This is a genomic window from Lentibacillus daqui, from assembly GCF_027186265.1.
GTDB lineage: Bacteria > Bacillota > Bacilli > Bacillales > Amphibacillaceae > Lentibacillus_C > Lentibacillus_C daqui.
The window spans coordinates 1,945,781-1,961,808 of sequence record NZ_CP114176.1 but is presented as its reverse complement, the minus strand read 5'-3'; the positions used below and the strand labels follow the sequence as shown (position 1 = coordinate 1,961,808).

Below are 16,028 nucleotides of genomic sequence, written 5' to 3'. Positions count from 1 at the left end.
AGTATAAATATGGATGCATCCGTCAAGGCTAGGAAAAAAGACTGAGTTATTGCGTTATGGTCGTAACAACATGGGGTGTATATATGGAAAATCAACGTTTGGTTAATTTTTTGAATCAGTTGTTGTCCAATTATTTCTTGATGTATGTGAAATTGCATCGGTACCACTGGTTTGTACAAGGCAGACACTTTTTTGAATTACATCGGCAATTTGAAGAAATGTATCAGACCGTGGCCGATGATCTTGATGAAATTGCCGAGCGTATTTTAATGATTGAAGGTAAACCACTGGCAACGATGAGTAAATATCTAAAGGAAACAACTTTAGCAGAGGCTACTGCTGACGATAAGGAAAATGAGATCATGGTGCAGTTACGTCAGGATTATGAACAAATGATTCATGAAATAAAAGAAACCGGCTTATCACTTGCTAAGGAACTCAAAGACGAACCAACAAGTGATTTGCTTATTGGATTGCAAAAAACATTAGAGAAATATGTATGGATGCTCAGAGCTTATGAAGCATACGAATGAATAACAGGGGAGTAGGAATGAAACAAAACATTATTGCAGTGGTTGGGCCGACAGCGGTTGGAAAAACCAGGCTTAGCATTGAAATTGCCAAAGCTTTTCATGGTGAAGTAATCAGCGGTGATTCCATGCAGGTTTATCAGGGATTGGACATTGGTACTGCCAAAATAACCAAGGAAGAAATGCAGGGAATCCCGCATTATATGCTTGACATTAAAAAACCCGACGAACCTTTTTCAGTAGCAGACTACCGGGATCACGTCCAGCATTACATCCAACAAATTGCGGCACATGGTCACCTGCCAATTTTAGCGGGTGGCAGTGGACTGTATATCCAGGCGGCCTTGTTTAATTATCAATTCTCCGAGCAGCGGCGTGATCCCGCCCGTACAAAGCAACTGGAAGAAATGATCCAACGTGATGGACCGGATCAGTTATATATGTATTTACAAAAGATTGACCCGAATCAGGCAGCAAAGATCCATCCTAATAACCATCGCCGATTGATTCGAGCGATTGAAATCTATGAAACAACTGGCAAAACCATGTCAGGAAATAAACAGGGGCAGGGTGAATCGCCGTACAATCCACTTTTTATTGGATTGGAGATGGATCGAAAACAATTATACGAACGAATTAATCAGCGGGTGGATCAGATGATGGCGCAGGGATTGTTGGATGAGGTGGCGAACTTGTACCAACAAGGACTGGAAAATGAACAATCGATGAGGGGGATCGGCTACAAAGAGTTTATTCCCTATCTAAAAGGGGAACAATCACTTGAAGATGCGATTTCGCATGTCAAGCGTAATTCCCGGCGATTTGCGAAACGGCAATTTACATGGTTTAAAAATAAGGTTGATGTACACTGGTATACCGTTCAACCCGACACGATTGATCAAAAATTTCACACTATTTTAGCTGATTTAGCAGGATTTTTGGAAGAAATATAGAATAAGAATATATACAGATAAAGAGGAGGAAAATGGGATGGCACAATCCGTAAACATTCAAGATAATTACTTGAACCAGCTTAGAAAGGAACACATTTCGGTTACGATATTTTTAACCAACGGATTTCAACTCAGGGGAGTCGTAAAGGCTTTTGACAACTTTACCGTTTTATTTGAAACAGATGGTAAACAACAGCTGATTTTCAAACATGCGATTTCCACATTTGCCCCAGTTAAAAATGTAAATCTCGAAAAAGAATAAGCGAAATAAGCGGATACTTGTTACTGGTATCCGCTTATTTTTATCATGCATTAACAGCCCATAAATTCCTTAATTAATGGGGGAAGAGCACCCCACTAAATGAAGTTTCACTTTATCCATTACCTTCAAATTCCATCCTCTACATAGGCGTTTGTCACACCTCCATCTTATCGTACGTATACTATCGTGACGAAGGGGTGATGAAGTGGAAACGCAAATGGTACGCAATAAAAATGGGCAAATCAATATTGTTTTTCATGATAAGAAAGCAGAGCGGCAGAATAAAGACCAACTGAATAATGGCCCATTCGCGCATATTGATCAGGAATTCTCATCCTTCATTGGAATGGAACGTCTAAAAAAAACGATTAAAGAAATATATGCCACCATCGTGATCAGTGAGAAACGAAAAGAAATTGGCCTTTCCGCCAGCAAACAAGTACTTCACATGCTTTTTAAAGGGAATCCGGGAACAGGGAAAACAACGGTGGCCAGAAAGCTTGCTAAAATGTATCTGGAGATGGGATTGTTATCGAAAGGACAATTTATTGAAGCGGAACGGGCAGATTTAGTTGGTGAATATATTGGGCAAACCGCACAAAAAACAAGATCGATTATTCAGAAGGCCATGGGTGGCATGCTGTTTATTGATGAAGCATATTCATTAGCCCGGGGTGGAGAAAAAGATTTTGGCAAAGAAGCAATTGATACACTTGTTAAACATATGGAGGATAACCAAAATGATTTTGTACTGATTTTGGCAGGATATCCCTATGAAATGGAACGTTTTTTACTACTTAATCCGGGGCTAAAATCGCGATTCCCATTCATTTTGGATTTCCAGGATTATGATGTTGACCAACTGATGGACATCGCCAAGCAAATGGTATCGCTTCGGGAATATCGCTTATCACAGGATGCACAACGGAAATTACAAGACCATCTTTATCGAAAAACCCGGGAAGGAGAACGGAATTTTGCGAACGCACGATATGTCCGTAATATGATTGAACAGGCAATACGACGGCATGCGGTAAGAGTACTCTGCGAAAAGCACTATACCGCAGATGATTTAATCCGTCTGACCGGTAGTGACTTACAGCTATACGGTGAGGATTAAACGTATCATTGACGATTTTTTGCCATGTCTTACACCAGCACCCCAGAGCGCTTTTGGATTTCGATACAATTGTTTCATCTTTATTTCTTTGCTATGATATAGGCATATGTAAACAGAAAAAGAGGGTTGACATGGCGGAACAAATTTTTATTATCGCGGTGAAAAAGCCGCAACAGACAAACGAACATTTTAGCACCTCACTGGATGAATTAGTTTCCTTGAGTCAAACGGCGGGAGGTACGGTGTGCCAGATATTTACGCAAAATCGCCACCATATCCATCCCGCTCATTATATTGGTGAAGGTAAAATTGAGGAAATCACTGACCAACTTGAAGCATTTGCGATTGATTTGGTGATTGCCAATGATGAACTGTCAGCTGGACAAATTCGCAATTTGAGTGAACACTTCGGCGTACGCGTTATTGATCGCAGCCAGTTGATCCTGGATATCTTTGCGCAGCGTGCACATACAAAAGAAGGAAAGCTGCAGGTAGAACTGGCCCAATTGGAATATTTGCTGCCGCGGCTTCGCGGACAAGGAGTAGCCATGTCCCGATTGGGTGCAGGGATTGGAACACGTGGTCCAGGAGAGACAAAATTGGAAACCGATCGACGTCATATCCAACAGCGGATTTTTGACATCAAAAGGCGCTTGAAAATGGTGGTCGGCCAGCGAGAACAATACCGGAAACGACGAAAAGCCAATCATGTATTCCAAATTGCTATTGTTGGCTATACAAATGCTGGAAAATCAACGTTATTTAATCGCATCACCAACAGTCAAACTTTGGAGGAAAACCAATTATTTGCCACGCTTGATCCATTAACACGGCAAATTCAGCTTCCATCTGGCTTCAGATCATTGATTACGGATACAGTCGGGTTTTTGCAAGATTTACCAACCGCATTGATCGCTTCGTTTCGTTCCACATTGGAAGAAGTAACCGAAGCCGATTTCATTTTGCATGTTGTTGATGCTGCAAACCCGGATATGGAGCAGCAGCAGGATACAGTAATGGCTTTATTAAAGGATTTGGGTGCTCATACCATCCCGATGTTAACGGTATATAATAAAAAGGATCGTTTAACAGCTGATTTTATTCCGTCAAACTATCCATCTATTCTGGTGAGCGCAACAGAAGCCAGCGAGATCCAAAGAATTCTGGCTAAGGTGGAAGAAATATTAAGAGATGAGTGGCAATGGTATAATGTTTGGCTTGACCCGGATGAAGGTAAGATCATGAGCCAATTTGAACAAGAAACAATCATGGATGAGCGCCATTTTGATCCGAAACTGATGAAATATCGAGTGAAAGGTTACATCCGGGAAGATCATCCATTAACAAGTTATATAAAGGAGCAATAACATACGAATGATAGAAGTATATATGAAGCAAGCAGAGCAGGATTGTCAAAGCAAATATAATGAAATTGCAAGCATTGTAGAAATCAACCAAAAACGGGTGCTTGATGCGTTTAAACATAATCGGGTAAGTGACAGCCATTTTCATTCCACAACCGGTTATGGGTATGATGATATGGGTCGGGAAACATTGGAAACGGTATATGCCGAGGTGTTTGGCGGGGAAGATGCATTGGTACGACCGCAAATAGTTTCGGGTACTCATGCGATATCCACCGCATTGTTCGGCTTGCTGCGGCCAGGTGATGAACTTGTTTACATAACTGGAAAGCCGTATGATACCCTTGAAACAGTTATAGGCAAACATGATCTGGATTCAGGGTCATTACAGGACTTTGGAATTAATTATCAGGAAGTGTCACTGCTTGATGATGGTTTGATTGATTATCAACAGGTTAGTCGGACAATTACAGCAAAAACAAAGGTGATTGCTATTCAGCGTTCAAAGGGATACGATGATCGCCCTTCATTTACAATCACCCAAATTCAGGAAATGGTACAATTTGTGAAAGAAATCAATCCCAAAATTTTAGTATTTGTGGATAATTGTTATGGGGAGTTTGTCGAGGATAAGGAGCCACTGCATGTCGGCGCAGATTTAATCGCTGGTTCGTTGATTAAAAACCCGGGAGGCGGAATTGTCCGAGCCGGGGGATACATCATTGGAAGGAAAGACCTGGTACTCCAATGCGGGCATCGCTTAACGGCACCTGGTCTGGGCAAGGAAACAGGAGCCACCCTGAATATGCTACAAGAAATGTATCAGGGTTTCTTCCTTGCTCCGCATGTCGTTGGTGAAGCATTGAAAGGCGCGGTGTTGACATCACGATTTTTGGAATTAATCGGCTATACTACATCACCACATTATCAAGCTGACCGTACAGATTTAATTCAATCGGTGACATTTCCGGATGCTGAACAAATGATTGCCTTTTGCCAGACAGTTCAAGCGAATTCGCCGATTAATGCATTTGTTTCCCCCGTGCCAAGTCCAATGCCCGGATATGACGACGATGTAATTATGGCAGCCGGTACATTTATCCAGGGTGCGAGTCTGGAACTAACAGCAGACGGTCCGTTACGCGCACCGTATACGGCTTTTGTCCAAGGTGGCTTAACGTATGAACATGTGAAAATTGCTCTAAAGGAAGCTGCTTGTCAACTGGTCGATAAAGGTTTATTAAGCCTAAAATAGGGGAGAAAAAAGAGGCTGGGACATAACTAGCCAAAAATAGTAAATAAAAAGGTTCCAAGCAATAAAAAATTTGCTTGGAACCTTTTTTGAGGAATTTCTCCATCTCCCGGTACTATTTTACCGTTAATGGCGGCTTTTTTTCTCAAATTCACCGCCATCAATGCGAAGGCTAATTCATTTTTCACCTTCTGTTTTCCTCTGACAGAAAAACGAGTAAAACCCAAATTAGCCTTCAAGAAACCGAACGCTGGTTCTACATCAATTTTACGTTTTCCGTAAATTTCACCAGTTTTCTCGTCTGAAAGCTTCGTACGTACATATTCTTTTTGGGACTCCCACTTTTCATTCATGTAGACTTTTCGGTTGTTTCCTTCTTTTGCTTTCGTACATAAATCGCGGAGTGGACAGCCCAAACAGTCCTCACATTCGTACACTTTAAATTCACGGGTGAATCCGTACCTGTCTGTTCGTTTGGAATGATGACTAAACCGTATTTTCCGTCCATTTGGGCACAGAAAAGTATCTTCGTCCTCATTATACTCCCAATTATCTACATGAAAAGCGTTGTTCTTATGCTTCTTTTTCTTCTCCTTTCGATATTGATTGTATGTAATAAGTGGCGTTCGATTTCGATTCTCGATGATATCTTCATAATTCTGTTCACTGCCATATCCGGCATCCGCGACAATGTGTTCCGGCAGTTCGAAAAAGTTTTCTTCAATCGAGTCGAGAAAAGGAATTAAAGTGCGTGTATCCGTCGGGTTTGGGAAAACATCGTAAGCGAGCGCGTATTGACCTTCCGTTGCAATCTGGACATTGTAACCAGCTTTCAATTGACCGTTCTTCATGTAGTCATCCTTCATGCGCATAAACGTCGCATCTGGATCCGTTTTTGAGTAACTATTGCGATCACCAAAAATCTCCATATCGTTTTGATACTTTTGCTTACGAGTGATGAAATCGTTAAACTGCTTGCGAGCTTGTTTTGGAAATTTACGTTCGGAACGGATTTTCTTTCGTTCGCTACCAACTTCACAAGCTTCGATTTTTTTATCGTATTCCTCAACCTTTTCATCTAACTTTTCGACTACTTCTTCCATTTCTTTAACGGAAAGTTCCTCTTCTGTTTCTCGCTCTATTGCCGGGATGATCTCCTTCTCCAACAGCTCATCATACAGTTGATTGGACTTTTCGATTAGCTTATCACTATATCTTTCAACGGATTTCCGCCACACAAAGGTGAACTTATTGGCGTTCGCTTCAATTTTTGTACCATCAATAAAAATGGCTTCCTCTTCAATCAATTCCTTTTCCACGAGCTGATTTCGGAACTGGACAAAGCATTCACGCAATAACTTTTCGCTGTGTGGATTAGAACGGAATCGATTGATCGTGCGATAGCTGGGTTCATGTCCTTGAGCCAACCACATCATGCGGATACTATCCTGTAATAAAGCTTCTATTTTACGACCAGAAAACACGGATTGCGTATACCCACACAAAATGACTTTCAACATCATGCGAGGATGGTATGCAGGACGGCCGGTTTGTCGTATAAAGTCATCGAAAACCTCTTCGGGAATACTCTCGACAAGATCATTGATCGCAAAAGCAATATCATTCTCTTTCAATTTAATTTCTAAATCTAGCGGCAAAACTACCTGATTCATGGTATAATGTTTAAACATAAGGACACCTCCAAAATTATTGTTTGGTCACTTTAATTTTATCAAAAGGTGTCCTTTTTGTTTACTAAAATAATGTCAAAAAAGGCGTGGGGCCTACACTTTTTTAGTGTAAGCTCCTACGCCTTAATTTTTATTTACTGGAGTTTTGTCCCAGCCTCTTTTTTCTTTTGTCATATATGTCAGGAAACCTTACATAGGATTGACAGAAACACTGACATGAGATAAACTACTACTATTCATAGCTAAAGGGGGTTTTTAACATGAACGATCAGGATCGTCGTTTAATGCCCTTATTCTCCATAGGTATGGTGAAGAAATTAACTGAACTAACTGCAAGACAAATACGTTATTATGAAGAACATGGTTTAATTGAACCGGAAAGGACGAACGGGAATCAGCGGTTGTTTTCCTTTAACGATGTAGACCATTTGCTTGAAATAAAGGATCTGCTTGATAAAGGCATCAACCTTGCTGGTATCAAACATTTATTGAAAGAACAGCAATTATTACAAGAACAACAGAAACAAGCAGAACAAGATGCAATATTATCAGATAAAGAGTTACGAAAAATGTTAAAAAATGAACTTCATGAGGCGGGCAGAATGGGAAAAACAAGCTTAAGGCAAGGAGAGCTTGCAAGATTTTACAATAACTTTTACCAAGGCACACGAATTTAAATTTTCAACCATGACTATTTAAATTATTATATATTAGGTGCATCCTGGAAGTTGGGGTTCAACCTATTTAATACAATCAATTAGGAGGAACATTCATGGGATCAAAGTTAACAAGGGAACAAATTTATCAACGAATAGAGGAGGAAAATGTTCAATTCATCCGCTTGCAGTTTACTGACATGCTTGGAACCATTAAAAATGTGGAGATTCCATTAAGTCAGCTGGAAAAAGCGTTGGATAATAAAATGATGTTTGATGGCTCCTCAATTGAAGGATTCGTCCGGATTGAAGAATCAGATATGTATCTATATCCGGATTTGGATACGTTCGTTGTATTCCCTTGGACATCTGAAAAAGGGAAAGTCGCCCGATTCATCTGTGATATTTATAGTCCGGATGGAACGCCTTTTGAAGGGTGCCCACGTTATAATTTAAAACGTAATTTAAAAAAGATGGAGGAACTGGGATTCACAGCATTCAATATTGGAACAGAACCAGAGTTTTTTCTGTTCAAATTGGACGAATACGGAGATCCTTCCTTAGAGCTTAATGATAAAGGCGGGTATTTCGATCTGGCACCAACTGACCTGGGTGAGAATTGCCGTCGGGATATTGTGTTGGAACTGGAAGAAATGGGATTTGAAATTGAAGCTTCTCATCATGAGAGCGCGCCAGGTCAACATGAAATTGATTTTAAATACTCGGATGCTGTAAAACATGCGGATGACATCCAAACATTTAAACTTGTGGTAAAAACCCTTGCCCGAAAACACAATTTGCATGCTACCTTTATGCCAAAACCACTATTTGGCGTCAATGGATCCGGCATGCATGTCAACATGTCATTGTTCCAAAACGGGGAAAATAAATTTTTTGACCCTGAAGGTGATATGCAATTAAGTGATGTAGCGTATCAATTTACTGCCGGTATTATTAAGCATGCAACTAATTTTACAGCAGTGACCAATCCAACGGTGAACTCCTACAAACGACTTGTTCCAGGGTATGAAGCACCATGTTATGTAGCTTGGTCTGGGACAAATAGAAGTCCGCTAGTCCGGATCCCATATTCGCGGGGTCTAAGTACCAGGATTGAAGCAAGAAGCGTTGATCCAGCTGCAAATCCGTACATGGCCATGGCGGTATTGCTTGCAGCGGGCCTGGATGGGATCAAACATAAACTAACTCCGCCAACACCAATTGATCGCAACATTTATGTGATGGACAAAGCAGAACGTGAGAAAAACGGGATTAAAGATTTACCAGCAACTTTAGCGGACGCCCTGGTAGAATTACAAAAAGACGAGGTGGTCATCGAAGCACTTGGTGAACATCTTTATGAACACCTTGTCGAAGCAAAGGAAATCGAATGGGATATGTTTAGAACGACTGTACACCCTTGGGAGAGAGAACAATACCTGTCAGCCTACTAGTATTGATATGACTGGGTTTATGGTCGTGAGTGGTCTGACTAAATTCAGTTTAAAATGTTCGCGCCCACGAAACACCCACAAAAAACATTATTTTAAAATACTGTCCATGTAACTCTCAAATTGGGCAGTATTTTTTCTTCCATTTTCTTTGAGACGTGTGAGTAAACATCGACAGTGATCTCATAGCTGCCGTGTCCAAGTCTTTCCTGCAAATACTTCATGTCAGCACCTGCCTCAAACTGTAATACGGCATGAGTGTGGCGTAACGAATGTATAGGCAATGGAGGAAGTTCGGCCCGTTTCAATATCCGGCTGAAAGCATTAAACAAGCTGGACTTAGGCATGAAATTCCCATCTTTTCGACATAGTACTTTATAGTATGTTGGATTATGTATTTTTATTCAAAAATACATATACAAAATTAAGAAGGTATTATTTACCTTCTTAACCTTTTTTAAATAATTTTACTTGTGATAAATCATTTAATTCCCTTATAGAGGGTCTCTTGCCACTACGAGAAAAACTTTCTAATTTTTTTACAGCAGCTTTAAATTCACTATTAGAGATTTGTTTTGATGCTAAAAGTGTACATAACATTGCGTATGCAATAGGGGTAGTATCAACCGTAACCTCTACATCTACATCTGAATTACCACTATATCCAATTGTGGATAACGTGTCATTTTTGAAGTCTATGGATCGAACATTGTTTTTTGCATTCTCCAAATTTATCTCTCCCTTCAAGGAAAAATAGTGGGATAAAAAATTATCCCACCCAAATTAACTAATAGTCTTTTTTACGTTTCTTGTCGTCATCTTCATCGACATTGACATCAACATAAGAATTGCCACTTCTAGTGACCTTTGCAATATTAAAATTACGGTTTTTGTTTTTTAATTCATTATCATTATCATTATCATTGTCGTTATCTACATGGATGTCACTGTCGAAATCGACATCAGCTCTTGCATCAGCATCAGCTTTAGCTTTAGCCTCAGTGAAACTAAATTCTTGGTTTCCATTTTCATCGAATTTTTTCTTGAGCTTCCACATTCGATTTTTCCCTCCTTTCATTACAGGTCTAATTTAATGTATTCAGTATTAGCTTTAATGAGTTGGCGAGTGGCTTAAGGCGATCGTTTGTTTTATTTCAAAATAAAAATGCCCTTCACAGCGAAGGGCCATAAAGAAGAGGGAAATGTCCATCCCTTATTACCTGGATTCCCGTTATCACATAACGATGAATCGGGCAAAAACGCAAAAATGTCGGGCTTTGTTTCATACTCGTTATGTGTTACGATGCACATAACGGGGAGGCGATTAAAAATGGCTACCATAGTCTTTCAAACAGATAAACGATCTGGGATCACGTATGCGTATGAATCCATTTCCTACTGGGACAAAAATAAGCAACAATCCCGATCCAAGAGAACCTTGATCGGACGGGTGGACAGTAAAACCGGAAAAATCGTTCCGACAGACGGCAGAGGACGCAAAAAGAAAGAGGGGCATGCCGAGACAAAGAGAGGTCCTGTTCCCTACAGTAACAAAGTAAGTTGCAATAGCGAAGGGAAGAAAAAATACGGCTGTTGCCCATCCCCTGCGTCTTTATAGGCGTCCCCCATTGTAAAAAAAGTATAAACAAGGGTTAAAACATGAGCCATTGGTAATCGGCTTGTTGAATGGCTTCTTCAACCTGTCCATGAAAACTAAGTAAGATGATCTTATTAAAATTTGATTGAATACTGATTAAAAATTCTAAAAAAAATAAGCGGCAACCCTTTATATAATTTACCGTTAAGCAGTTGACCAAATCCAGGAAGGGCTATGCTCCAAACAACTTTTCCATAGGGCAAAAAGAGCATCAAAGATCCATTTTTGGTGGTTCCTCAAGCCATCCCTTAGACATCATGAAACCAACACCTTCTCGTGTGTATTCAAATACATCTTTTGCTTGTACCCCTGTTTTTGGTATCAAGTCATTACGCCATAACAAAGCACTACTAAAACCCAGACCTCCCAGACCTATACCAGCCAAAAGATAATTGCAAAACATCATGAGTCTTTCTGAAAATGGAGCTATGGTTGAATTGGTAACTGTTCCTCCGGGTGTAGCAGGGGGTTGAATATTATTTTGTAGAAAGATATCTCCATTTTCTTTTAAAATTTCTTTTGAAAGTTCCATGCCTTTTGTAAAATACTTTTGCACTTCCTTATCATTGGCACATTGAGCAAAACCTTGCAATAATTGCATTCCTGTAATATTGGATTCAATTGATCGATACAATACGCCGAATTCAACAGTATTTAATGGTCGCTTATAACCCAAAATGTTGGTGCCCTTCATGTATTGTTTATCAGTTATGAAATCAACTGACTTTGGCATGGCGACATAATTCGGACGCGGCAGTATCGACTTTTTAAGAAGATATTGTGTAAACAAATTATAATATGTCTCTGTTATTACGGTAACTTGATTATAAAAATTAATAATGTCTTCCCTATACGATATTGTTAAATGAAGTGCATACAACCCCGTACTAATTTCCTTTAGAACCCGGCTGAACATAATATCAAAGCCATTTTCCCATAACTTTGGTGCTTCTAGATTGACATCCTCTTTGGTGAAGCCTTCCGGACATGCTGCCCCTTCATTTTCAAACATGGCTTTCATTTCGGCAACCTTTGGATGAAGTTGTTCCCACAATCCTGACATTAGGTTTTTGGCTTCTTCATCATCGGCTTTCTCAATGAAATACTCCAACATTCGCAAAATCAGTGTCTTTTTTTGGTATGTCAACCATAGTGAACCCAGTTCAGCGGAACTCATTTTGGGTTGATTAGTCAATATATAAACCTCCAAAATACGTATTTTAAACGTATTTTCTCCCTCACATCGACATTTATGCACCAACGACAATAGGTTAAAGGAAAATTAAATATTATAAGCTACAAAAAGGGACGACTGATCTTGCCCCGAATCAGCCATCCCATCTAGGGGTTCCAATTGCAGTATATGTATCAGCGAGTATGTTTAATTCGAAATTATTGCTACGATGCATTGTTTGTTATTGTGCCCCAAAACATGCCTCATTCATGCCTCGAAGTTTTCGGAATCAAATGTTCTACTTTGATAAGATAGATGAACCGCCCCCCCTTAAATACAGGGTTAAAAAAGTCTAATACTGTAGATTCTGCACGATTGTTCATCCATGGGAGCGGAAACAGTATTTGTCCGACTATTAATGAAATGCGAAAATGACCGTTATATTTAACGGTCATTTTCGTGTATCCTGAAAAATTATTCGGTTATACGAGAGTCAATCTTACTAACAGATTTTTTTCTATTTTTAAATGTCACCCATGAAGTTTTTAATGAAGCATAGGTGCCCACGGCTGCCGCGCTATAAAAGCCACCCATAAAAAAGCCGGCCCATAAGTCATGTCTGTGACTATAAAAAATAGAAATGGAAAACCCGAGGATCGATGCAATCGTCGGGAAATACTGCCGAGGTATCGGAAATATTTTAAATAGCTGTGTGATAATAACGATCAGTGGCACAGCAATAACGCCATCCCAAAAATTTGTATGTATCACCGGAAATCCCATATTGTTGTCTCCTAACATGAATGATATGATCTTTTGCAGTTTGAGTTAAGTTTTTGTTTATTTGAAGAAAATATGTAATTAAAAGAGGATGTTCAAAAAGTCCGGTAAAAATGACATGCCCCTGCAAAAAGGGTATGCCGACGCCTGAGCGCAAGCCCGTTTTTAGTCGGCCTTCCTTTGAAGAAGCTCGTTGGCTTGCTTTTCCGCTCCTCATGTACCTTTTATGTACACTCCGGTGCTCGAAGCTACGCCGCCTAGAACTTCTCGGTCATTTTTATCCTCCTTTTTGAACATGCACTAAAATAATGATTAGTGGAAATAAAGAACGTCAAAAAATAGATTGTCTCATATATCATACATCCATTCATTACAAGCAGGGGATTCTGCAAACGTTCCAAAACGATGAATTACATGGTAGAATAAACATATCCGTTTTTTAAAACCGGTTGCTGGAATGGGGGATGCAAGGTGAGGCAAAAAATAGCTACAATAGCATTCATGTTGTTGATGTTTTTTGCAATAGGTCAATCGATGTACATGACATCACAAATAGATGTAAGCTCAATTGATGAGCCGGCAATTGGTGCAGCAACTACCGTATCAGATATCAACGCCGCTCATATAACGGAAACTCCTACACTCCCGGTTGTGCACGAATATAAAACGGATTTAATTTCTCATCCTTACAAAACGATTGTATATTATCCTGCACCTATCATCCGTTCATTCCATTTTCTCCCCCATGATATGGAATCGTATGGGTTTTTGGACGTAAAGAAGTATCAATCAAATTACCTCTCCTGATACGAAATCAAATCTTAACTTGGTGCTTTTAGCTTTCTGCCAGGATTAAGTTTTTATTGTTTATTCATGATATGTATCAAGTATGGAGGGTAATAATTATGAAAAAGAACAAACCATATTGGAAAGAATCGCTCGAATGTTATTTGTTTGTTACAATAACCATGATCCTGTTTGTTGCAGGTATTGTTGTAAGTGGTCAATTAACAGGAACGGATTGGATTGGTTTGTTAAAATAGTATTGTAGTAAGACCCCTTGATACATTGATAACGTATCAAGGGGTCTTTTTAATGAATGTTCCGATACAATCCAATTACTTTACCCAAAAGCGTTACATTTTGATAGATTAACGGTTCCATTGTTGCATTTTCCGGTTGCAGGCGGATATGGTCTTTTTCCTTGAAAAATCGTTTAACTGTTGCTTCATCCTCATCAGTCATGGCTACCACAATGTCACCGTTTTGGGCAGTGTTTTGTTGTTTGACGATGACTTTATCCCCATCCAATATACCGGCTTCAATCATACTTTCCCCTTCGATGACCAGCACATATAAACTCTCATCCGGTCCTGCGCTTGAACTTGGCAGTGGAATGAACTCTTCAATATTTTCGACTGCAGTAATCGGGATACCAGCTGTAACTTTACCAATAACCGGAGCATATCGCGCTTCATCTTTTGGAATATTGTTTTCTTCAAATGGATCTAAAATTTCAATGGCCCTTGGTTTGGTAGGGTCACGTCGAATATAACCTTTACTTTCAATTCTTGCCAAATGGCCGTGAACTGTTGAACTCGATGCAAGCCCAACAGCACCTGCTATTTCGCGGACAGATGGCGGATACCCTTTCTTGTTAACCTCATCTTTAATGAAATCCAGGATCATCTGTTGTCTTTTGGACAGCTTGGTCATGGAACTAACTCCTCTCGCATAGGATTTATTAATACTAGTTTATCATTGTAGTATAAATTTATCAAACATTCGTTCGAAAAAATGTTGACAAGATCGTATGTTCTGATATAAACTAATTATTAACTACAGCGAACAATAGTTCTTATTTGTTGAGAAGGAGCGGATTGATATGTTTGAAAAACTTACCAAGACCGATGTATTCTATTTAGTGACTTTTGCTTTCACATTAGGGTTTTTATATTTTTCCCTAATTATGAGTGCATAGGTTATAATAAAGGATGAAGGTGTTTTTAAGTGAGGGCGATTCTATACTGCCGGATTAGTACGAATAAGGAGACACAGGAAACATCATTAAACAGGCAAAAACAAGAGCTTTTACAACTTGCAAAAGCTTATGATTTTTCGGTTGTTCAAGTCATTGCAGAACAGGCAAGTGGATATGCAATTGATCGGGACGGTATATTTCAATTGCTTGACCTCTTTTCAGCCGACAAGGCAGATTGTTTACTCATTCAAGATGAAACGAGGTTGGGGAGAGGCAATACGAAAATCGCTTTATTTCACCAGTTAAGCAAACTCAACATTTCTATTTATACGGCGATTCATGGGGGACAGCTGGAACTGTCGGAATCAGATTCCATGGTTCTAAAGATTGTTGGTATTGTCGAGGAATACCAGCGCCAGATCCACAATAGCAAAATTAAACGTGGCATGAGAAAGGCAATCAGTGAAGGGTATGATCCGAGTAAAAATCTGACCAATCGAAATCAGGCACCAGGACGGGAACGAAAAACTTTTCCAATTGAAGAAGTAATACGGTTACGGCAAAAGAAGCTAACTTTTGAAGAAATCGCTCATACATTAAACGGGATGGGATATTCCGTCTCCAAAGCAACGGTACATAGAAGGTATAAGGAGCATCTCAACACTTGAAAGTACTTGCCAGGAAGGGTATGATGGGAAACCAAGGACATGTAGGTTTGTCCTTGGTTCTTACATGCTTTGGAGGAGGATCTCTTTTATGATATCAAAAGAAAAGCTGAATCGAATTAATGAATTGGCTCATAAAGCGAAAACAGCAGGATTAACTGATAAAGAGCAAAAAGAACGTCAAGCGCTAAGACAGGAATATTTGCAAAACGTCCGTAAATCGTTTAAAAACCAGTTAAAATCAATGACAGTTGTGGATCCTGCAGGTAATGACGTGACTCCGCAAAAATTACGTGATATGCAAGAGCGAGAAAAGAAGCACTAATTAACATGATAAAACGTGTTCAAAAAAGGACAAAGAGGATCGGGCACTTAGTCTGGGTCCTTTAATGCAAAGGTCACTTGGACTTTTTGAACATCCCCTTATACTTGTGAGAATATGAACTTCATTATAGAATAGGAAGAGATACAATTATTTGTAGAAACGGAAGG

The 16,028-nt window shown here is 39.6% G+C and carries 17 protein-coding genes and 4 pseudogenes; 13 read left to right on the top strand and 8 right to left on the bottom strand.

What is annotated here, in order from left to right:
• Positions 1-83: 83 nt before the first annotated feature.
• The 6 genes from O2S85_RS09965 to O2S85_RS09940 all read left to right on the top strand — a co-directional run bounded on the left by O2S85_RS09965 (position 84) and on the right by O2S85_RS09940 (position 5,484).
• Entirely contained in the window at positions 84-533 is a 450-nt protein-coding gene (locus tag O2S85_RS09965; RefSeq protein ID WP_269409197.1) for a Dps family protein, read from the top strand.
• Positions 534-550: 17 nt separating this feature from the next.
• A complete protein-coding gene (miaA, locus tag O2S85_RS09960) occupies positions 551-1,483 on the top strand; it encodes a tRNA (adenosine(37)-N6)-dimethylallyltransferase MiaA (RefSeq protein ID WP_269409196.1) in 933 nt (310 codons plus the stop codon).
• A 37-nt stretch (positions 1,484-1,520) separates the two neighbouring features.
• A complete protein-coding gene (hfq, locus tag O2S85_RS09955) occupies positions 1,521-1,745 on the top strand; it encodes an RNA chaperone Hfq (RefSeq protein WP_269409195.1) in 225 nt (74 codons plus the stop codon).
• A gap of 205 nt (positions 1,746-1,950) precedes the next feature.
• On the top strand, positions 1,951-2,865 hold the full coding sequence (gene spoVK, locus O2S85_RS09950) for a stage V sporulation protein K (RefSeq protein WP_269409194.1): 915 nt from the start codon (positions 1,951-1,953) through the stop codon (positions 2,863-2,865).
• A 131-nt stretch (positions 2,866-2,996) separates the two neighbouring features.
• Positions 2,997-4,232: a GTPase HflX gene (hflX, locus tag O2S85_RS09945; RefSeq protein WP_269409193.1), complete on the top strand. Its 1,236-nt coding sequence runs from the start codon at positions 2,997-2,999 to the stop codon at positions 4,230-4,232.
• Between the two features lie 7 nt (positions 4,233-4,239).
• Positions 4,240-5,484 carry a methionine gamma-lyase family protein gene (locus O2S85_RS09940; protein WP_269409192.1) on the top strand — a complete coding sequence of 415 codons (1,245 nt, stop codon included), beginning with the start codon at positions 4,240-4,242 and terminating at the stop codon, positions 5,482-5,484.
• A gap of 127 nt (positions 5,485-5,611) precedes the next feature.
• On the opposite strand, the pseudogene O2S85_RS09935 reads toward O2S85_RS09940, so the two are convergent.
• Positions 5,612-7,172, bottom strand: a pseudogene (locus O2S85_RS09935) (IS1182 family transposase); the annotation flags it as partial.
• 260 nt (positions 7,173-7,432) lie between these two features.
• Between O2S85_RS09935 and O2S85_RS09930 the strand changes: the two are divergent.
• A complete protein-coding gene (locus tag O2S85_RS09930) occupies positions 7,433-7,849 on the top strand; it encodes a MerR family transcriptional regulator (protein WP_269409190.1) in 417 nt (138 codons plus the stop codon).
• Positions 7,850-7,944: 95 nt separating this feature from the next.
• Positions 7,945-9,282, top strand: coding sequence for a type I glutamate--ammonia ligase (gene glnA, locus O2S85_RS09925; RefSeq protein WP_269409189.1), 1,338 nt, complete (start codon positions 7,945-7,947; stop codon positions 9,280-9,282).
• Positions 9,283-9,369: 87 nt separating this feature from the next.
• Here the strand turns inward: glnA and O2S85_RS09920 are convergent.
• From O2S85_RS09920 to O2S85_RS09910, 3 genes and pseudogenes are all read right to left on the bottom strand, one after another.
• Positions 9,370-9,653, bottom strand: a pseudogene (locus tag O2S85_RS09920) (tyrosine-type recombinase/integrase); the annotation flags it as partial.
• A 73-nt stretch (positions 9,654-9,726) separates the two neighbouring features.
• Positions 9,727-10,008 (bottom strand): hypothetical protein, encoded by a 282-nt coding sequence (locus O2S85_RS09915; RefSeq protein ID WP_269409188.1) that lies wholly within the window; start codon positions 10,006-10,008, stop codon positions 9,727-9,729.
• A 58-nt stretch (positions 10,009-10,066) separates the two neighbouring features.
• Positions 10,067-10,336, bottom strand: coding sequence for a hypothetical protein (locus O2S85_RS09910; RefSeq protein ID WP_269409187.1), 270 nt, complete (start codon positions 10,334-10,336; stop codon positions 10,067-10,069).
• Between the two features lie 273 nt (positions 10,337-10,609).
• On the opposite strand from O2S85_RS09910, the pseudogene O2S85_RS09905 reads away from it, so the two are divergent.
• A pseudogene (locus O2S85_RS09905) lies at positions 10,610-10,822 on the top strand (IS1634 family transposase); the annotation flags it as partial.
• On the opposite strand, the pseudogene O2S85_RS18910 reads toward O2S85_RS09905, so the two are convergent.
• The 3 genes and pseudogenes from O2S85_RS18910 to O2S85_RS09895 form a co-directional block, all read right to left on the bottom strand.
• Positions 10,820-11,148, bottom strand: a pseudogene (locus O2S85_RS18910) (hypothetical protein); the annotation flags it as partial. The pseudogenes O2S85_RS09905 and O2S85_RS18910 sit on opposite strands and share 3 nt — an antisense overlap.
• Positions 11,148-12,131, bottom strand: a complete 984-nt coding sequence (locus O2S85_RS09900; protein WP_269409185.1) for a DUF3231 family protein — start codon at positions 12,129-12,131, stop codon at positions 11,148-11,150. The pseudogene O2S85_RS18910 and the gene O2S85_RS09900, both read right to left, overlap by 1 nt.
• 453 nt (positions 12,132-12,584) lie before the next feature.
• Entirely contained in the window at positions 12,585-12,893 is a 309-nt protein-coding gene (locus tag O2S85_RS09895; RefSeq protein ID WP_269409184.1) for a hypothetical protein, read from the bottom strand.
• 468 nt (positions 12,894-13,361) lie between these two features.
• Between O2S85_RS09895 and O2S85_RS09890 the strand changes: the two genes are divergently transcribed.
• Both O2S85_RS09890 and O2S85_RS09885 read left to right on the top strand, forming a co-directional pair.
• A complete protein-coding gene (locus tag O2S85_RS09890; RefSeq protein WP_269409183.1) occupies positions 13,362-13,697 on the top strand; it encodes a hypothetical protein in 336 nt (111 codons plus the stop codon).
• Positions 13,698-13,795: 98 nt separating this feature from the next.
• Positions 13,796-13,933, top strand: coding sequence for a hypothetical protein (locus O2S85_RS09885; RefSeq protein WP_269409182.1), 138 nt, complete (start codon positions 13,796-13,798; stop codon positions 13,931-13,933).
• A 49-nt stretch (positions 13,934-13,982) separates the two neighbouring features.
• Here the strand turns inward: O2S85_RS09885 and lexA are convergent, their stop codons facing one another.
• Positions 13,983-14,606, bottom strand: coding sequence for a transcriptional repressor LexA (lexA, locus tag O2S85_RS09880; RefSeq protein WP_269409181.1), 624 nt, complete (start codon positions 14,604-14,606; stop codon positions 13,983-13,985).
• Positions 14,607-14,900: 294 nt separating this feature from the next.
• On the opposite strand from lexA, the gene O2S85_RS09875 reads away from it, so the two are divergent.
• Entirely contained in the window at positions 14,901-15,539 is a 639-nt protein-coding gene (locus tag O2S85_RS09875; RefSeq protein WP_269409180.1) for a YneB family resolvase-like protein, read from the top strand.
• Positions 15,540-15,627: 88 nt separating this feature from the next.
• Entirely contained in the window at positions 15,628-15,861 is a 234-nt protein-coding gene (locus O2S85_RS09870; protein ID WP_269409179.1) for a DUF896 domain-containing protein, read from the top strand.
• The last annotated feature ends 167 nt before the right edge of the window (positions 15,862-16,028 follow it).

What these genes read in the sequence shown, in the direction of transcription:
- O2S85_RS09965 (WP_269409197.1), top strand. Translation starts at nt 84, where the DNA reads ATGGAAAATCAACGTTTGGTTAATTTTTTGAATCAGTTGTTGTCCAAT.
- miaA (WP_269409196.1), top strand. Translation starts at nt 551, where the DNA reads ATGAAACAAAACATTATTGCAGTGGTTGGGCCGACAGCGGTTGGAAAA.
- hfq (WP_269409195.1), top strand. Translation starts at nt 1,521, where the DNA reads ATGGCACAATCCGTAAACATTCAAGATAATTACTTGAACCAGCTTAGA.
- hflX (WP_269409193.1), top strand. Translation starts at nt 2,997, where the DNA reads ATGGCGGAACAAATTTTTATTATCGCGGTGAAAAAGCCGCAACAGACA.
- O2S85_RS09940 (WP_269409192.1), top strand. Translation starts at nt 4,240, where the DNA reads ATGATAGAAGTATATATGAAGCAAGCAGAGCAGGATTGTCAAAGCAAA.
- O2S85_RS09930 (WP_269409190.1), top strand. Translation starts at nt 7,433, where the DNA reads ATGAACGATCAGGATCGTCGTTTAATGCCCTTATTCTCCATAGGTATG.
- glnA (WP_269409189.1), top strand. Translation starts at nt 7,945, where the DNA reads ATGGGATCAAAGTTAACAAGGGAACAAATTTATCAACGAATAGAGGAG.
- O2S85_RS09910 (WP_269409187.1), bottom strand. Translation starts at nt 10,336, where the DNA reads ATGTGGAAGCTCAAGAAAAAATTCGATGAAAATGGAAACCAAGAATTT.
- O2S85_RS09895 (WP_269409184.1), bottom strand. Translation starts at nt 12,893, where the DNA reads ATGGGATTTCCGGTGATACATACAAATTTTTGGGATGGCGTTATTGCT.
- O2S85_RS09885 (WP_269409182.1), top strand. Translation starts at nt 13,796, where the DNA reads ATGAAAAAGAACAAACCATATTGGAAAGAATCGCTCGAATGTTATTTG.
- lexA (WP_269409181.1), bottom strand. Translation starts at nt 14,606, where the DNA reads ATGACCAAGCTGTCCAAAAGACAACAGATGATCCTGGATTTCATTAAA.
- O2S85_RS09870 (WP_269409179.1), top strand. Translation starts at nt 15,628, where the DNA reads ATGATATCAAAAGAAAAGCTGAATCGAATTAATGAATTGGCTCATAAA.